The sequence below is a fragment of the Klebsiella sp. MPUS7 genome, from assembly GCF_009905335.1.
Lineage (GTDB): Bacteria > Pseudomonadota > Gammaproteobacteria > Enterobacterales > Enterobacteriaceae > Klebsiella > Klebsiella grimontii.
The window spans coordinates 1,558,708-1,574,676 of the sequence record NZ_CP047604.1 but is presented as its reverse complement, the minus strand read 5'-3'; the positions used below and the strand labels follow the sequence as shown (position 1 = coordinate 1,574,676).

15 protein-coding genes are annotated in these 15,969 nt (G+C 55.0%); 1 reads left to right on the top strand and 14 read right to left on the bottom strand.

Annotation, left to right across the window (positions count from 1 at the left end):
- Positions 1-77: 77 nt before the first annotated feature.
- On the bottom strand, positions 78-1,373 hold the full coding sequence (gene menF / locus GUC22_RS07540; protein ID WP_160183449.1) for an isochorismate synthase MenF: 1,296 nt from the start codon (positions 1,371-1,373) through the stop codon (positions 78-80).
- A gap of 97 nt (positions 1,374-1,470) precedes the next feature.
- Entirely contained in the window at positions 1,471-1,932 is a 462-nt protein-coding gene (locus GUC22_RS07535) for a GNAT family N-acetyltransferase (protein WP_004870979.1), read from the bottom strand.
- Positions 1,933-1,992: 60 nt separating this feature from the next.
- Between GUC22_RS07535 and rnz the strand changes: the two genes are divergently transcribed.
- A complete protein-coding gene (gene rnz, locus GUC22_RS07530) occupies positions 1,993-2,910 on the top strand; it encodes a ribonuclease Z (protein ID WP_024359257.1) in 918 nt (305 codons plus the stop codon).
- 48 nt (positions 2,911-2,958) lie between these two features.
- On the opposite strand, the gene GUC22_RS07525 is transcribed toward rnz, so the two are convergent.
- From GUC22_RS07525 to nuoJ, 12 genes are all read right to left on the bottom strand, one after another.
- Entirely contained in the window at positions 2,959-3,489 is a 531-nt protein-coding gene (locus GUC22_RS07525; protein ID WP_004870975.1) for a tyrosine-type recombinase/integrase, read from the bottom strand.
- Between the two features lie 34 nt (positions 3,490-3,523).
- Positions 3,524-4,033, bottom strand: a complete 510-nt coding sequence (locus tag GUC22_RS07520; protein ID WP_004870973.1) for a fimbrial protein — start codon at positions 4,031-4,033, stop codon at positions 3,524-3,526.
- 12 nt (positions 4,034-4,045) lie between these two features.
- The gene (locus GUC22_RS07515) at positions 4,046-5,089 is read right to left on the bottom strand and encodes a fimbrial protein (protein ID WP_024359258.1); all 1,044 of its coding nucleotides are present in this window, start codon (positions 5,087-5,089) and stop codon (positions 4,046-4,048) included.
- 19 nt (positions 5,090-5,108) lie between these two features.
- Positions 5,109-7,658, bottom strand: a complete 2,550-nt coding sequence (locus tag GUC22_RS07510; RefSeq protein ID WP_084402807.1) for a fimbria/pilus outer membrane usher protein — start codon at positions 7,656-7,658, stop codon at positions 5,109-5,111.
- Positions 7,659-7,688: 30 nt separating this feature from the next.
- Positions 7,689-8,351: a molecular chaperone gene (locus GUC22_RS07505; protein ID WP_024359260.1), complete on the bottom strand. Its 663-nt coding sequence runs from the start codon at positions 8,349-8,351 to the stop codon at positions 7,689-7,691.
- 62 nt (positions 8,352-8,413) lie between these two features.
- Positions 8,414-8,941: a fimbrial protein gene (locus GUC22_RS07500; RefSeq protein ID WP_024359261.1), complete on the bottom strand. Its 528-nt coding sequence runs from the start codon at positions 8,939-8,941 to the stop codon at positions 8,414-8,416.
- A gap of 425 nt (positions 8,942-9,366) precedes the next feature.
- Positions 9,367-9,918 carry a tyrosine-type DNA invertase gene (locus tag GUC22_RS07495; protein WP_024359262.1) on the bottom strand — a complete coding sequence of 184 codons (552 nt, stop codon included), beginning with the start codon at positions 9,916-9,918 and terminating at the stop codon, positions 9,367-9,369.
- Positions 9,919-10,120: 202 nt separating this feature from the next.
- Positions 10,121-11,578, bottom strand: a complete 1,458-nt coding sequence (gene nuoN / locus GUC22_RS07490) for an NADH-quinone oxidoreductase subunit NuoN (protein ID WP_024359263.1) — start codon at positions 11,576-11,578, stop codon at positions 10,121-10,123.
- A 6-nt stretch (positions 11,579-11,584) separates the two neighbouring features.
- Positions 11,585-13,114, bottom strand: coding sequence for an NADH-quinone oxidoreductase subunit M (gene nuoM, locus GUC22_RS07485; RefSeq protein WP_004870953.1), 1,530 nt, complete (start codon positions 13,112-13,114; stop codon positions 11,585-11,587).
- A 157-nt stretch (positions 13,115-13,271) separates the two neighbouring features.
- Positions 13,272-15,113: an NADH-quinone oxidoreductase subunit L gene (gene nuoL / locus GUC22_RS07480; protein WP_004870951.1), complete on the bottom strand. Its 1,842-nt coding sequence runs from the start codon at positions 15,111-15,113 to the stop codon at positions 13,272-13,274.
- The gene (gene nuoK / locus GUC22_RS07475) at positions 15,110-15,412 is read right to left on the bottom strand and encodes an NADH-quinone oxidoreductase subunit NuoK (protein ID WP_004104062.1); all 303 of its coding nucleotides are present in this window, start codon (positions 15,410-15,412) and stop codon (positions 15,110-15,112) included. Before nuoK ends, nuoL begins: the two co-directional genes overlap by 4 nt.
- Positions 15,409-15,963 (bottom strand): NADH-quinone oxidoreductase subunit J, encoded by a 555-nt coding sequence (gene nuoJ / locus GUC22_RS07470; protein ID WP_004123127.1) that lies wholly within the window; start codon positions 15,961-15,963, stop codon positions 15,409-15,411. The genes nuoK and nuoJ overlap by 4 nt, the downstream gene beginning before the upstream one ends.
- Positions 15,964-15,969: the final 6 nt, after the last annotated feature.

The window sequence follows — 15,969 nt, the reverse complement described above, 5'->3', positions numbered from 1 at the left end:
GAATTTGTCCAGTATCAAATATTGAGGCTAAGTATAGATAAAGCAGACTGTTGCCGTTTTGATATGCATCGTTTTATCTATGTTTCTGTAAGCAGTAACGAACGCAATCCCGCGGCTTTATTTTCAATTTCCTGCCACTCCTGCTCAGGGTCAGAGCCGCTGACGATCCCCGCCCCGGCATACAGTCTGAGCGTATGGTTTTCGACTTTCGCCGAACGCAGAGAGACGCAAAATTCGCTTTGCGCCAGCGACAGATAGCCAGCGGAGCCTGCATACCAGCCGCGGGTAAAAAGCTCATTACGGGTGATAAAATCCAGCGCCACCTGACGCGGCAAACCCGCGACCGCCGCCGTGGGCTGAAGCAGATGAAGACAGCGGGCATCATCGGGTTTATCCAGCTCGGCCCATATACAGCGCCGCAAATGCTGAACTTTCCGCAAACGAACAATCTGCGGCGGCAGCACTTCCAGCGCGCGCGTCTCCCCTTGCAGCCGCTGGCAGATATCCTCCACCACCAGCATATTTTCGCGCTGATTTTTATCGTCGCCCATCAACCAGTTGCCCAAACGCTGGGCCTGACGATCGTCCGCATGGCTGGCGACGGTTCCCGCCAGCGCTTCGGTACGCAATAGCGCGCCGCGCCGCCGCCACAGCCGTTCCGGCGTTGAACCCACGAATGCCTCTCGCGGGGTAAAGGCCATCAGGAAGTGGAAGCAGTTAAGATTGCTGCGACGGCTGGCGGCCATAATCGATCCGGCGTTTAACGGCGCGGCGAAATGCAAATCGGTGGCGCGAGCCAGCACTACTTTATCCATCTCCCCCGCCGCTATCGCCTGCGTCGCCTGCGTAATCAGCGCTCGCCACTGCGGATAAGCCGGGAAATGCTGTTCGCTAAGCAGAGAGGGCATCGCGGTGGCCTGCGCCTCTTTCGCCGTCAGCGAATCGAGAAATTCACGCGCCGCGCGGGCATCGTCGCGGAGCGAGCTCTCGCTGGACAGCACCAGACGTAGCGTGGCGCTGCCGCCCAGGCGACGCCACTCCAGCCTCGGCAATAGCAACAGGCCCTGCTGAGGATCAAAGGCGTTAAGGCCGCAAATTCGCAGGTCATCACGCCCCTGCTGGCGCAAAAAATCGTGCGCCAGCGTCAGGGAAGCAAAGGTTTTTACCGCTCCCAGCGCCGCCAGCTCTTCATCGCCGCTGCGCTGCTGCCAGTAAAACTGCGGCCACTGCCGCTGATGGTTGCACCACAGCAGCGGATCAAAAGCGTCATTCAGCGCAAAGGAGATATCGTAAATTCGCGTGCCGGGCGATGGCGGGAACGCTTCATCCAGGCAGCGGTATAGGCTTTCCAGCGCGGTGGAAACAGACAGCACGCGAACCTCCACGGAGTAAAAACCCCACATTATACGGGGTACTACTGAGGAATAGCAGTACCCACGATGAGGGAGCGGCTTTTAATTCGCGCGACGGTCAGTGAGTGGCGATTTCGTACGCCATGCCGATATGGTCGATGCCGTCCTCGTCGTAAACTTCGGTCACCGGCACAAAACCGAAGCTGGCGTAGAATTTTTGCAGATGCGCCTGGGCGCCAAGATAGATGGCCTTTTGCGGCCAGTGTTGACGGCAGCTGGCCAGCGCCTGTTCCATCAGCTGATAACCCAGCTTCTCGCCGCGCGCCGCCGGGCTGATAATCACCCGGCCAATCACTACCGGTTCAAACTCGTCATCGCTCTTGAGAATGCGCGCGTAGGCCACCAGTTCATCGCCGCGCCAGCCGAGAAGATGGCGGTTCTCTCCCACCAGATCGTCGCCGTCGATGTCCTGATAGACGCAGGATTGTTCGACAACAAACACTGCACAGCGTAATTTCAGCACGGCATATAGCTGGGGGACGGTCAGTTCGGCGTGGTGAAGATCCTGCCATGTCATCATCTGCGGTTCCTTAGTTGGTATACTTTGTTTTTTTGACCCACGCCCTGAGGATACTGGACGATGGAATTACTCTTTTTGGGGACATCCGCTGGCGTGCCGACCCGTACGCGTAATATGACGTCGATAGTGCTGAATTTGCAACAGCCAACAATGGCGGAGATGTGGCTGTTCGACTGCGGAGAGGGAACTCAGCATCAGTTTCTGCGCACCGCCTGTCACCCCGGCAAACTGAACAAGATTTTTATCACCCATTTACATGGCGATCACCTTTTCGGCCTCCCCGGCCTGCTGTGCAGCCGCTCGATGCAGGGCAATACTTTGCCGCTGACGCTGTACGGGCCAAAGGGGCTTAAAGAGTTTGTGGAAACCGCGCTGCGCCTGAGCGGCTCCTGGACCGATTATCCGCTCACTATCGTCGAAGTCGAACCGGGGCTGGTGTTTGATGAAGCCGGCTTCCGGGTCACCGCCTGGCCGTTAAACCATCCGGTCGAGTGCTATGGCTATCGTATCGAACAGCATGATAAGCCGGGCACCCTCGATGCCGCCCGGCTTATCGCCGAAGGCGTGCCTCCCGGCCCGCTGTTCCACCGTTTAAAGCAGGGGCTGACGGTTGAGCTGGATGGTCGGGTGATTGACGGCAGCCGCTACCTCGGCCCGGCAACGCCGGGTAAGAAGCTGGCGATTTTCGGCGATACCGCCCCCTGCCCGGCGGCGCTGGAACTGGCCCGCGGCGTGGATGTTATGGTCCATGAGGTGACGCTCGAACAGGCGATGGCGGAAAAAGCGAATAGCCGTGGCCATTCAACCAGCCAGCAAACCGCCGCGCTGGCGCACGACGCCGACGTCGGTACGCTTATCGCCACGCATTTTAGTTCTCGCTATGACGCTGAAGGCTGCCAGCGCCTGCTGGCAGAGTGCCGAGAGATATTCCCGTCGACCGTGCTGGCGGAAGATTTCATGGTCTATACCGTAGAATAAAAAAGAGGCGTAACGCGGCAGAGACAAAAGCCGCGAATACGCCGCCAGCTACTCTTCAACGTAGCTGTTATAACGCAGGATAGATTTCAAATTCCGATAACCCAGGTAATCCTGGATAGAGTCGTCATCAATGCCTTTTTTTCCCAGTTCATAGCCGCAGGCATGGCGCAGCATCCGCGGGTGAATATTTTGCTTCAATTTTGCCAGCTCGCAGCATTCACGAATAATCTGGTAAAAACGCTGACGGGTCATTTTATTACCGCGAGAGGAGATAAATAATAAATCATTTTGCGCCGGATAACACTCTCTGGCCAGCAACCAGCGCTGCAGTGAGAGAACCTCTTTCGGTTGTAATGGATGATACCCAGAAATACCGTGACGCGCCCGGCGAATATAAACTCGTTTTCCCGGCAGGTCGATATCTCGCAAAGTTAATGCGGTAATTTCGTTAATCCGGCAGCCGTGCAAAAAGCACATTTGAATCATGCAGCTATTTCTTTCCGGGTGAGCACAATAGTTTGCGGCAAGTACCAGTCGCTCAACATCCTTTACGCTCAGATATTCCGTATCTTCCTGCATACGCCATTCCTTTTCATCCAGTTAGCTCATCAGGTCATTGATAGGTAAATGTTAACTGCACCACCGATTCAAAGTTACCCGCCGTCGCTCCGCCCTGAGTTGAATATAAACGGGCAGCCAGCGGAAAAACGCCCTTTTGCGTACTGCTGTTAATCGCAACCGTCATCTTGTCCTGATTTTTATAGGTCGTGGAATGGTCGCTATTGGTTATTTGCAGCGCAATACGCTGCGCCGCATCGCTGGCCGCCACATTGGCGAAATGCGTGGCGTCATCGCCGTCCGTCACGCCGTCAAACTTCACCGTCGCTTTAGTGGTTCCTGCCGGGCAGTTTTCGACATTTAAGGTAAAGGTTTTCCACTCCGAAGCGGAGCCGGCCGCCTGAAAATTTGTTTTCACCAGCGTACCGAAATTCACCTCTTGATATTTTGTATCAGTGCTCACATCGCAGGGATAATAATAAATCGTGCCTTTTATATTTAAGGGTATTCCGCCCCAGGATGAAAAAACAGGCAGCAACAATGCCAACCATAGCGCCTTTTTCATTATTGACTCCTGCTATTCAATTTCAGCCTGAATGGTTGCCGTGGCGGTAAACCCACCGCCAGCGGGTAAATTACCGGTGGTATTTATCGGATAGACTTTCATAGTGGTATCCCCGGTCTGGGTCGAATAGTTCAGATCGACCGGCAGCAGCCCTGAAATCACTGGAATTTTGGTTCCGGTAATACTTTCAATCCGCACCGCAATATCGCTATTGGTCGTCACCAGCGCAGTGTTGTCATGGGAGTCAGCCGTGCCCTGGAATGAGAGAGCAATTTTAACCCCTGCCGAAATATTGGTGCAGGCCACGGTCATATTTACCTCGTAAGGAGTGAAGCCCGTCGGCATCTGGTTGGCCGTTTTGAAGTTATTGCCAGCAATATCGCCAAAATCAATGTTAATTGGCTGACCGGTATTTATTTCGCAGGACTGCGGTACCGTAACCGAGCCGCTCATTGAGATCTGCGTTAATGGATTTGCACCGTAGCTTCCAGAGATTCTTGTTCCATAGACATTAAGGATAACCGTCGGAGGGATAGTCACCTGACCAACAAATGGTCGAGTAAAATAGAGCGAAACGTATCCCACTGAACCACTCTGAAAAGTTGAACCGCCCGCATTGCAAGCAAAGCCCTGGTTATTGTTATTGCTTTTATTGTCGATAGGTGTTGGGAAATAGTCATTCACGCCCCCGGCAATATATAGCTCGCTGGCAATTTCCAGATATTTATTAAGCTGATAATAATTTACCCCGCCTCGACTTTGCGTCGCAGCCATCCCAGGTACCGTGGCTTTAAAATATGTAGGCCCAGTGATATAGCTGCCACAATCACATTTTGCATTATAATTTCCCCCGGTATTCCAACGGTACAGGCGAGGAAACGTCATCCCAGCCTGGTTTTGCGAGGGATTAGTAAAGGTTTCAATAAATGAGAATGTATTGCGAAATGGAGCGTGACCAGCCGAAGTCGTCTCACACCACCCGGTTGCCGCCATCGCCTGCGGCGATAGCGCCAGCGCCGACAGGCCTGCTAATATTGCCCATAAAAATCGTTTCATTATTTCTGCATCCTTTCGATTAGCGGCATAGCCCCGGGGCTACAATAATGCCGGTGAGCGTTTTACCTGACGGCAGCGCGTACTGAATCCGGCAGCGCTCCTGTGCGGCCGCTCCCCATTTCACGTTAAGCGCTCCATTAGACTCCAGCCCGGTCAGATAAACTTGTCCGCCCTCGCCAACGATAAATGCCTGCTCTGACGCCGCGGCTCCGGGTACGCTGACCATCGCGCCGAAAGGTACCGGCTGACCATTCGCCCGACGAACCGTCATCAGAACCCGGCTACCGACGCTAGTGGAGTAGTTTGCGCGAACCACCGCCCCGCGGGTTGGCACCACCGTTTGAGTGGTTAGCTCGAGATCGACATCGTCCGGCATCGTGCTGGTGTCAAGGGTCAAGATATTCTTGCGATACGGCGAGGCGTAAGGCACCACGGCGTAGCCCCGCCAGTCGGTTCTGACGCCGGTCTGGTTATTGATCCCAACCCCGGAAGCGCCGGGCGCTTTAACTAAAGCGAGGGTTTCGCCAAAAGGCTGCCCCAGCGTCAGGCCATTTTCATGCGCCAGGACTCCACCGCGCAGGGCGTAGTTCAGGCGATGGCTGTATTTATCATGGCTGTAGCCGCCGGTAAGCTCGCCATAGGTCGCGCGCCAGTCGGCATTAATGCTGCCGCTCTCCCCTCGTCCCTGGCTGGTGTATCCTTCCTGTACGCTCCAGCTCAGGTTATCACGCTCAAGCAAAGTGCCGGAAAGGCCCAGGTTGTTGCTGGTGGAGCCATTCTTACTGCTGTTCAGGGAGTAGCTGGCATAAACTGGTTTCGGCAGCCATTCCCCCAGCGGCACGCTGATGCTCAGAGCGAAAAGGTGGTCTTCATCATTGCGCGTTCCGGTATTCTGGTCGGTGGTATTACGGTTATAGCTGTAGTTCATGCTGTAGCTGACGCCGCGCCAGCTATTGTTGTATCCCACGCCGACGGACTCCATCGTGCGCCCGGTGTTCCAGTAATCTTCGCGGATATAGTTTAGCGAGAGAGACCCCATTTCTTCGCCAAGGCTCTGGCTGAGCGTCACTTCCCCGCGATTGCGCCGCCGTTCGATTGAAGGGGTATAATTATCGTCCCGATAGGTATCCAGCACCTCCTGCATATCCCAGTAGCCGCTGGTAGCATAGCGATATCCGGCCAGGGAAATGTTAGTCCCTAAGCCTGGAAGATCTTTGCTATAACGAATACGCACCGACTGCCCGCTCTCTTTGTCTTGATCCTGTCGGTTCGACCAGGCCTGGGTGACATCGGTCGATACGGCGCCAAGATCGCCAAGGTTTTTCCCCACCCCCAGCGCCAGGGACTGATATTTGCTGCTAAACTGACCGCCGCCGTACAGGGTTATCCCCAACGGTAGACCGTAAATAGCCGTCCCCTGAGTAAGGGGCGTTTCATCAATGCTATTGTCGTAGGCCCGGTATACGCCGGAGGTCACGCTATATTTGAGGCGGCCCTCGCGCTGCAGGACAGGCAGTGAAGCATAAGGCACGATCAGGTTTTGCTCGCTGCCATCGGATTCTTTAATAGTGACCGATAAATCGCCCGAGCCACCGGTCGGATACATATCGGTGATTTCGAACGCGCCGGGGGAGACATAGGTCTGGTAAATCTCATAGCCGTTCTGGCGAATAATGACCTGGGCATTGGTACGCGCAATCCCGCGTACCACCGGCGCATAGCCGCGCAGGCTTTCCGGCAGCATATCGTCATCGGAAGCCAGCATCGCCCCGCGAAAAGGGATGCCTTCGAAAATGTCGGCGTCGGTGCTGCTATCGCCCAACGTCATCACCCCTTGCAGGGCATTAATATTACGCTGGGCATAGGTATAAACCGTATCCCAGCTGTTACTGGACTCGCCTTCGCTGCTGTTACGTGACCAGGTAGTGTAGTTGCGCAAACGCCACGGACCCATGTTGATACCGGGACGCAGGTTAACGTATTGGTTGTCACTATCCGGCATGTCATTCTTGCGCGACCAGTTATTCGCCCCGCTTACGGAGTAGTTCAGCAGAAGGGCCGCTATGCCGTCATCCCACTGCTTCGGGTCGACCCAGCCCCGCGCCGCGCTGGTAACCGCCGCCTGAGGGAAACTTAATAACAGGCGTTGCTGACTAAAACGAAAGTCAGCCGTTGCCTGTGGTATAACGCCCAAATCCGCGCAGTCCGCCGATTTACGGCCTAATTCAGGGAATTGCTTAACGCGCACGCCCCATTCGGCAAGCTCTTCAACGTTCAGACACGGCTGCAGGGCCGTTTCCCCCGGGATCCGGCTTTGCTGAAAAGTGACATCCCGGGTCTCCATAAAGATATTGTTGAGGTAAATATCGACCCGATAGGTTCCCGGCTGCTGCCCTCCAGCGTGTTCATAAGCCGATAAATCCCTGACCCCCGTCTGCGGGCCATCCATTTCCAATAACGCCGGGTTAAACACATCCCGCGCCAGCGCAGTATCACACCACGGTATCAAGGCAACGGCCAGAGCTCCGGCTATCCGGTTAAGCCGCCATTTGTTATGATTATTGTTCATTGTCTCTGGAACTCCCTGGCCTGATAGCCTTTACAAATTAGCGCTGTGCTGCGCGCCAATACCGCCGTAATCATTAATCAGTTTCCACTGCAAAGAGCCTGTACTGCCGCGCGGCAAATCAAAACGCGCCGTCGCGCCAGGCGCCACCCAGTTGGCTTCTTTGACTTCCGCGCCACCGATTTTCACCTCGGCGAAATTCATATAAAACGCGGTGGGATTAGTGACCTGTAGCGTATTGCCGCTGCGCGTCCAGCGAAGCTGATCCGTCACTGTTTCCGGCGTTCCCTCGACGGATTTCGGCCGATAAATTAATTTGATACGGGTTTTAATAGCGATCTGTAATGTGTTGGCGCCAGCTTTGGCCTGTGAGGATGGAATCGCTTTGATATTCATCCAGAACATACTTTCTTTGTTTTCGGGCAATCCGCCGCTATAAATCACCCGCAGGCGGGTCTGCTGCTCACCGTCCAGGCGAAATAACGGCGGCGTTAACAGAAAGGGCGCGGCCCCTTTATCATTCTCCACCCAGCTCTGAATAAGATAGGGTGTAGCATCATTGTTGGTTACGCTCAGCGTGGCCTCTTTTTTACCGCCCGGATAAATCAGGCGAGTACCGCCGGTCACGACGCCCGCATGTGCCGTAGCGCCCACCAACAGCCATCCAGCCATCAACACTTTCAGGTATCGTTTCATCTCCAGCTCCCTGGAAAAGCGAGCCGATTTCGGCTCGCTAGCACGGTCTAATAGACGGAGGATCAGTTGTAGCTGATAGTGAAGTTAGCGCTACCGTTAGCTTTACCAGCAACAACAGTTGTGTCGGTCTGGATATAACGAACGCGGAACGGCAGATCGATATCACCGGTAGATGGGATGGTCAGGCTGGTAGAACGGGTGAACAGCGGCAGGGTACTGTTAGTGCTGCCATCAACCAGCTGCAGAGCCACGCCTGTAGCGACATTAGGTTCTGCGGTCAGCTGCAGTTTGCTATTGTCGCCGCCGACGTTAGTGCCGGAGAACAGTACCGATGCTTTAGTAACCGTAGTCGGGCAGTTTTTCAGTTGGATATCAAAACCTTGCTCAGCCGCAGTAGAACCGGTACCGGTAAACGCCGTCTTGGCGATCTGTCCCATTTGGACTTCCAGCGGGTTAGACAGGTCGTTGACCACGTCGCAACCAGCATCAATGATGTCGCCAATAAACTTCACCTGACCGTCATCTGCCAGCGCAGCACCAGAGATCGTCGCGCAGGCGGCAACAACAGCAGCAAGTAATGTTTTTTTCATGATTTGTCCTTTTCAATGCAGTCAATGCATTAACTTAAAAGCGCAATACCGTGCGCATCCTTTTATTTACGTTTGATATTAATAACACAACAAAACATTGACCCATGAAATGGATATAATATTCTGAAGTGGTCATTTTGTATCAATTTGACCACTTCAATTAATTGAAATATATATTGCCAGGGAGGGCATTTTTTATTTCGTATTTACCAGGAAAAAGCCTAATAAACACGATAAAAAACTAAAGAGTGGGAAGAGGTACAAACCATACGTGAAGCTAATTAAAAAAACCGAAAAATAAATGACGTCTATATTTAATGTAACCACATGAAAATAATAACAAAAAACATTGTTAATCATAAATTGACATTGTTACCATCTGTGGATAGCATAGGAGTCAGTTTGATACAAAATGACTATTTCATTTACCAAACCTCTCTAAATCTTGCATCATTACTTGCCGTATAAATAACCGTATGCTGAATATTCCGGTGCCCAAGAAAATCCTGAATTAATCGCGTATCCACACCGTTATTCGCCAGCGCGAAACCACACGCGTGGCGCAGCATATGCGGATGCGCATTAATTTCCAACTGGGCAACAAGGCTCAGATTTTTCATCATTTGATATATTCTCTGGCGGGATAAAGGCTGGCCATTACGTGATAAAAAGAGCCAGCCGGAATTATTCCCGGGGTAATTATTACGCACGCGCAGCCACTCGTTGAGTACCTTTACCTCTTGTTTATAAATAGGATGCGTGGTTGAAAAGCCATTTTTCAGCCGACGAATATAAATGACCCCGCTTTGAATATCGATATCAGAGAGCTTCCAGTGACGAATTTCGCTCACCCGACACCCATGATTAAAACACATCCACAGTAAACAGACATCGCGTTCCGGATTTGCCCCCCGCCTGGCCGCTTCAACCAAACGCTGAACCTCCCCGATGGTCAAATGCTTACGCCTTGTTTTCATTCACTTTCTCCATCTACAAAACACAACAGTGTGCGTAGTAATAATAGTACGGAAAATAAGAGGATGAGTGGAAATGTAAAGTGAGATTAATATGATAAAAAGCATGAATATTACAAAAAATATTAAAGCAAAGGTCCCACCGCTTTCGCGTAGATAAAAAAAGGACCGCCGAAGCGATCCTTTTTACCCACGACGGATATGATTACATCAGCGGCGTAGCCAACTGTACGATGCTGATTAACGGCTGCGGCCATACGCCCAGTACCAGCACCAGCAGCGCGGAGATCAGCACCACGATGCCCCCGGCGCTGTACTGCCAGTTAGACGGCGCATCGCGATTCAGTTTCTCTGGCGCGCTCAGATAGAGGCTCACCGCCACGCGCAGATAGTAGTAGAGGCCAATCGCTGAACCCAGCACTACCGCCCCGACCAGCCACCACAGGTGCGCGTGCACGCCTACCGCCAGCACGTAAAACTTACCGATAAAGCCCAGCGTCATTGGGATACCGGCAAGAGACAGCATCATCACCGTCATCACCGCCGACAGAATCGGACGATGCCAGAACAGGCCTCGGTAGGAGTAGAGCGAATCGGCATCAGGGCCGCGGTACGGGCTGGACATCAGGCTCACCACGCCGAACGCGCCGAGGCTGCTGAACAGGTAACCCGCCAGGTAAACCCCCACTGCTTCCATCGACATCTCGCCGCTCTGCAGGGCAATCAGCGCCACCAGCAGGTAGCCAAGATGAGAAATGGATGAGTAGCCGAGCAGACGTTTGATATTGGTCTGGCTCAGCGCCATCAGGTTACCGAAGATAATCGACGCAAAGGCGATAAGACCCAGCACCACGCGTACCGCCTCACTGCCGCCAACCGGCATATAGAGGAACAGACGCATCACCACGCCGAAGATGGCGATCTTGCTGGCGGTCGCCAGGAAGGTGGAGACCGGCGCAGGCGCCCCCTGGTAAACGTCCGGCGTCCACAGGTGGAACGGCACCAGCGACAGCTTAAAGCCGAGGCCGACAATCATCAAACCGAGACCGGCCAGCAGCAGCGGCTCGTGCAGCATGCCATCCGTCAGGCTCTTACCGAGCGCCAGGAACGAAAGGTTGCCGGAATTGGCATATACCAGCGCCATACCGAACAGCAGGAACGAAGAGGCAACGGCGGACAGAATCGTGTACTTGATGCTGGCTTCCAGCGAACGTTTCTGGCGGAAGGCGTAGCCGACCAGGCCGAACAGCGGCAGCGAAATCAGTTCGATACCGAGGAACAGCGCCGCCAGATGGTTAGCGCCCGCCAGCAGAATGCCGCCCAGCGCGGCGATCAGCACCAGCAGATAGAACTCTTCTTTATTGTCCTTGTAACCCTCAAGCCATGGGTAGGCGAAAGTACAGGTGGCGAGGCTCGCCAGCAGCACCAGCCCGGTGTAGAGCATCGAATAGCCGTCTACGCGAATCATCGGCGTGACGTCCATCGCTCCGTTCTGACCCACGAACCAGAGTGATATCAGCGCGGCGTTCAGGCCGAGAACCGACAGCGTGGCATTGAGGAAATGATTGCGTCGCCACGCAATGGAGAGCATCACAACCACCACCGTCAAGCCGACGATCAGCAGCGGTAGCAGTGCGATCAGTTGTTGTGGAGTTATTGTCATGGCGAATTACGGCCTTGTAGTAGAAACAGAATTAACAAACCACTGCTGAATGTTGCTCATCGCAGAGTGCGAGGTGTCCAGAATCGGCTGTGGGAAGAAGCCCAGCAGCACCAGCAGAACAACCAGCAGCAGGATGATCGACAGTTCACGCAGGGACATTCCCGGCAATGCTTTCGCGGCGATTTCGCTTTTTGCTTTACCAAAGTACGCGCGATGCAGCATCGACAGCGAGTACACGGAAGCGAACACCAGACCGAAGGTAGAAATAATCGTAATCACCGGTACGGTTTTATAGCTGCCGAACAGAATCATAAATTCGCCGACGAAGTTACCGGTACCCGGCATCCCGAGGGTCGCGACCGCAAAGAACATCGACAGCGCCGGCAGCCACTTGATTTTGCTCCACAGACCGCCCATCTGACGCATATCGCGCGTATGCAGGCGCTCGTACAGCTGGCCGCAAAGGATAAACAAGCCGGCAGCGGACAGGCCGTGGGCAATCATCTGAATCACCGCGCCCTGGTAAGCCAGCTGGCTGCCGGTATAGATAGCAATCAGCACAAAGCCCATGTGGGAAACGGAGGTGTAAGCAATCAGACGCTTGATATCGTACTGGCTGAAGGCCATCCACGCGCCGTAGAAAATACCGATGACGCCCAGCCACATGGCGATAGGGGCAAATTCGGCGGAAGCGTTCGGGAACAGCGGCAGCGCAAAGCGCAGCAGGCCGTAGGCCGCGGTTTTCAACAGAATCCCCGCGAGGTCAACGGAACCGGCGGTCGGCGCCTGAGAGTGCGCGTCCGGCAGCCAGCCGTGCAGCGGAACCACCGGCATTTTTACCGCGAAAGCGATAAAGAAGCCCAGCATTAGCATGTATTCCACGCCGTGGGACATCGGGGTTTTCAGCAGTTCTTCATAGTTGAAGGTCCACACGCCGGTAGCGTTGAAGTGGACAAACGCCAGCGCCAGGATGGCAATCAGCATCACCAGCCCGCTCGCCTGGGTATAAATGAAGAACTTGGTTGCCGCCGTGATACGCGTTTTACCGTCGGAGGCTTTATGGCCCCACAGCGCGATCAGGAAGTACATCGGCACCAGCATCATTTCCCAGAAGAAGAAGAACAGGAACAGGTCGATAGCCAGGAATACGCCGATCACGCCGCCGAGGATCCACATCAGGTTAAGATGGAAAAAGCCCTGATATTTCTCGATTTCGCGCCATGAACAGAGCACCGCCAGCACGCCGAGCAGCCCGGTCAGCACCACCATTAGCAGCGACAGGCCGTCGATAGCCAGATGGATGCTGATACCGAATCGCGGGATCCACGGCATCACGAATTCCGACTGCCACTGCGGAATACCGGTTGATTGCGTGAGAGAATAGCCGCCCTGCATCCACAACTGCAGGCCAAGCAGAAACGTCAATCCCATAGTGATCAGCGCGATCCAGCGCGGCATCTTCACGCCAAAGCGTTCAGTCTGCCAGCACAGGAAGCCGCCGATAAAGGGAATTAATATTAGCCAGGGTAATAACATGGCGATCTTTATTCCTTGTTAAAGTCCCGTTCAGGACCGATTTTCAACGAATTCTCACAGAAAATTCACTTCGGATTGCGGGTTTTGTTGCCCGGCGGCGCTCTGCCTGCCGGGCCTACGGGTAAGCGCTACCCGACAACGCCCGCCCTCCGCAAACTCAACGCAATACCATCAGCAGCGCCAGCACCACGACCGCGCCGATGCCCATTGAAGCCACATACCAGCGCAGATAGCCGTTCTCGCTCACCACCAGGCCTTTGCCTGCGAAGCGGGAAAGGATTGCCGGAATGTTCATCAGCGCATTCAGCGGATCGCTCTTCAGCAGCCACGCCACGCCGAGGAACGGCTTGACGAATACTTTGTCATACAGCCAGTCAAAGCCCCAGGCGTTGTACCACCAGGTACCGAGCAGACGACCCGGCGCGCTGTTGGCAATCGACGTCACCAGCGTGCGTTTACCCAGCCACAGCCAGGCGGCAATCAGAATGCCGGCGATGGCAATCACCCCGGAGGCGATTTCCAGCGTCATGACGCGTCCGTGTTCAAGCTCGGTGGTCTGCGGCAGCACGCCTTCCAGCGGCGGCACAATCAGCGCGCCAACGAAGGTCGAGAGCACCAGCAGCACAATCAGCGGCAGATGATGGGTAATCCCCTTCCCTGCGTGAGCGTGAATTTGTTCTTTACCGTGGAACACGATGAAAATCATACGGAAGGTGTACAGGGAGGTCATAAACGCCCCGACCAGACCGGCGACCATCAGATTAAGATGACCGTTCGCCATCGCGCCCGCCAGAATCTCATCCTTACTGAAGAAGCCGGCAGTCACCAGCGGCAGCGCGGACAGCGCCGCGCCCCCGACCAGGAAGCAGACGTATACCAGCGGAATTGACTTACGCAGGCCGCCCATCTTGAAGATGTTCTGTTCGTGGTGGCAGGCAAGGATCACCGAGCCGGACGCCAGGAACAGCAGCGCTTTAAAGAACGCATGGGTCATCAGATGGAAAATGGCCGCGTCCCACGCCTGCACGCCGAGCGCGAGGAACATGTAGCCAATCTGGCTCATGGTGGAGTAAGCGAGCACGCGTTTGATATCGGTCTGCACCAGCGCGGCGAAGCCTGCCAGCACCAGCGTTACCGCCCCGACGATCCCCACCAGATGCAGGACTTCCGGGGTCATCAGGAACAGGCCATGAGTGCGCGCAATCAGATAGACACCGGCGGTGACCATGGTCGCGGCGTGGATTAGCGCGGAAACCGGCGTTGGGCCCGCCATCGCGTCCGCAAGCCAGGTCTGCAACGGCAGCTGCGCAGATTTACCCACCGCGCCGCCCAGCAGCATCAGGGTTGCCCACATCAGCATGTTGTTGCCGGCCTCAAAGTGCGCAGGCGCCAGTTCGACCATTTCGCGGAAGTTCAGGGTGCCCAGTTCGTTGTAGAGAATGAACAGCGCGAACGCCAGGAACACATCGCCGACGCGGGTCACCACAAACGCTTTCATCGCCGCCGCGCCGTTCTTCGGATCGGTGTAGTAGAAGCCGATCAGCAGATAAGAGCACAGGCCCACGCCTTCCCAGCCGAGGTACATCAGCAGCAGGTTATCCGCGAGCACCAGAACGACCATGCTGGCGATAAACAGGTTGGTATAGGCGAAGAAGCGGGAGTAGCCCTCCTCACCGCGCATATACCAGGAGGCGAACATGTGGATCAGGAAACCGACGCCGGTGACCACGGAGAGCATAGTCAGAGAGAGGCCGTCCAGCACCAGGTTGAAGCCGATGTTGAAGTCGCCGACCGACATCCAGGTCCACAGCGGAACGCTGAGCGCCTGTTTGCCGTTGGCAAAGAAGTCGACGCCGACAAACGCCGTCACCAGCGCCGCCAGGCCTACCGAGCCAACCCCTACGGTGGCGGATAAATTTTCCGACCAGCGGCCGCGGGAGAAGGCCAGCAAAACAAAGCCAATCAATGGCAAAAGAATGGTTAAGGCAAGCATGTTCATCCGCGCAACTCACTTACTGAATCGATGTTCAGGTTCTGGCGACGACGATGGAGCTGCAGCAGCAGCGCCAGGCCGATACTCGCTTCCGCGGCGGCGAGGGTGATGGCGAGGATATACATTATCTGGCCATCGGTCTGGCCCCAGTAGCTCCCTGCAACCACGAAAGCCAGCGCGGCGGCATTGATCATGATCTCCAGGCTAATCAGCATAAACAGCAGATTGCGGCGGATAACCAGCCCCGTCAGGCCGAGGACAAACAGGACAGAGGCGAGGATCAGTCCATGTGTTAAGGGGATCATGCGTGTTCCTCCGTTTTTCTTTTATCGCTGTCGTTCGGACGGTTGCTCAGCACTTCCCCGGCGCGTTCTTCGCGACCGATATGGAAGGCGACAACCAGACCCGCGAGCAGCAGCATGGAGGCCAGCTCCACCGCCAGAACGTACGGCCCAAACAGCGCGATACCCACCTCTTTGGCGTTAATCGCCGCGCCGTCGATACCCTGATCGTTAACGCCGAGAATGGCGTAAACGATCACCACCAGCAGCACCGCGGAAAGAATGGCCGGACCAATCCAGATCCCGGGTTTCAGCCACTGACGTTCCTGTTCGATTTCGCTGCCGCCCAGGTTGAGCATCATCACCACGAACACGAACAGCACCATAATGGCGCCCGCATAAACGATAATTTCCAGCGCGCCGGCGAAGTAAGCCCCCAGCGAGAAGAACACCCCGGCAATCGCCAACAGCGAAATGATCAGGTACAGCAGCGCGTGCACCGGATTTGTGTGGGTGATCACCCGCAGGGTTGCGAGGATGGCTATCAGGCCACAGATATAAAAAGCGAATTCCATTGCCCT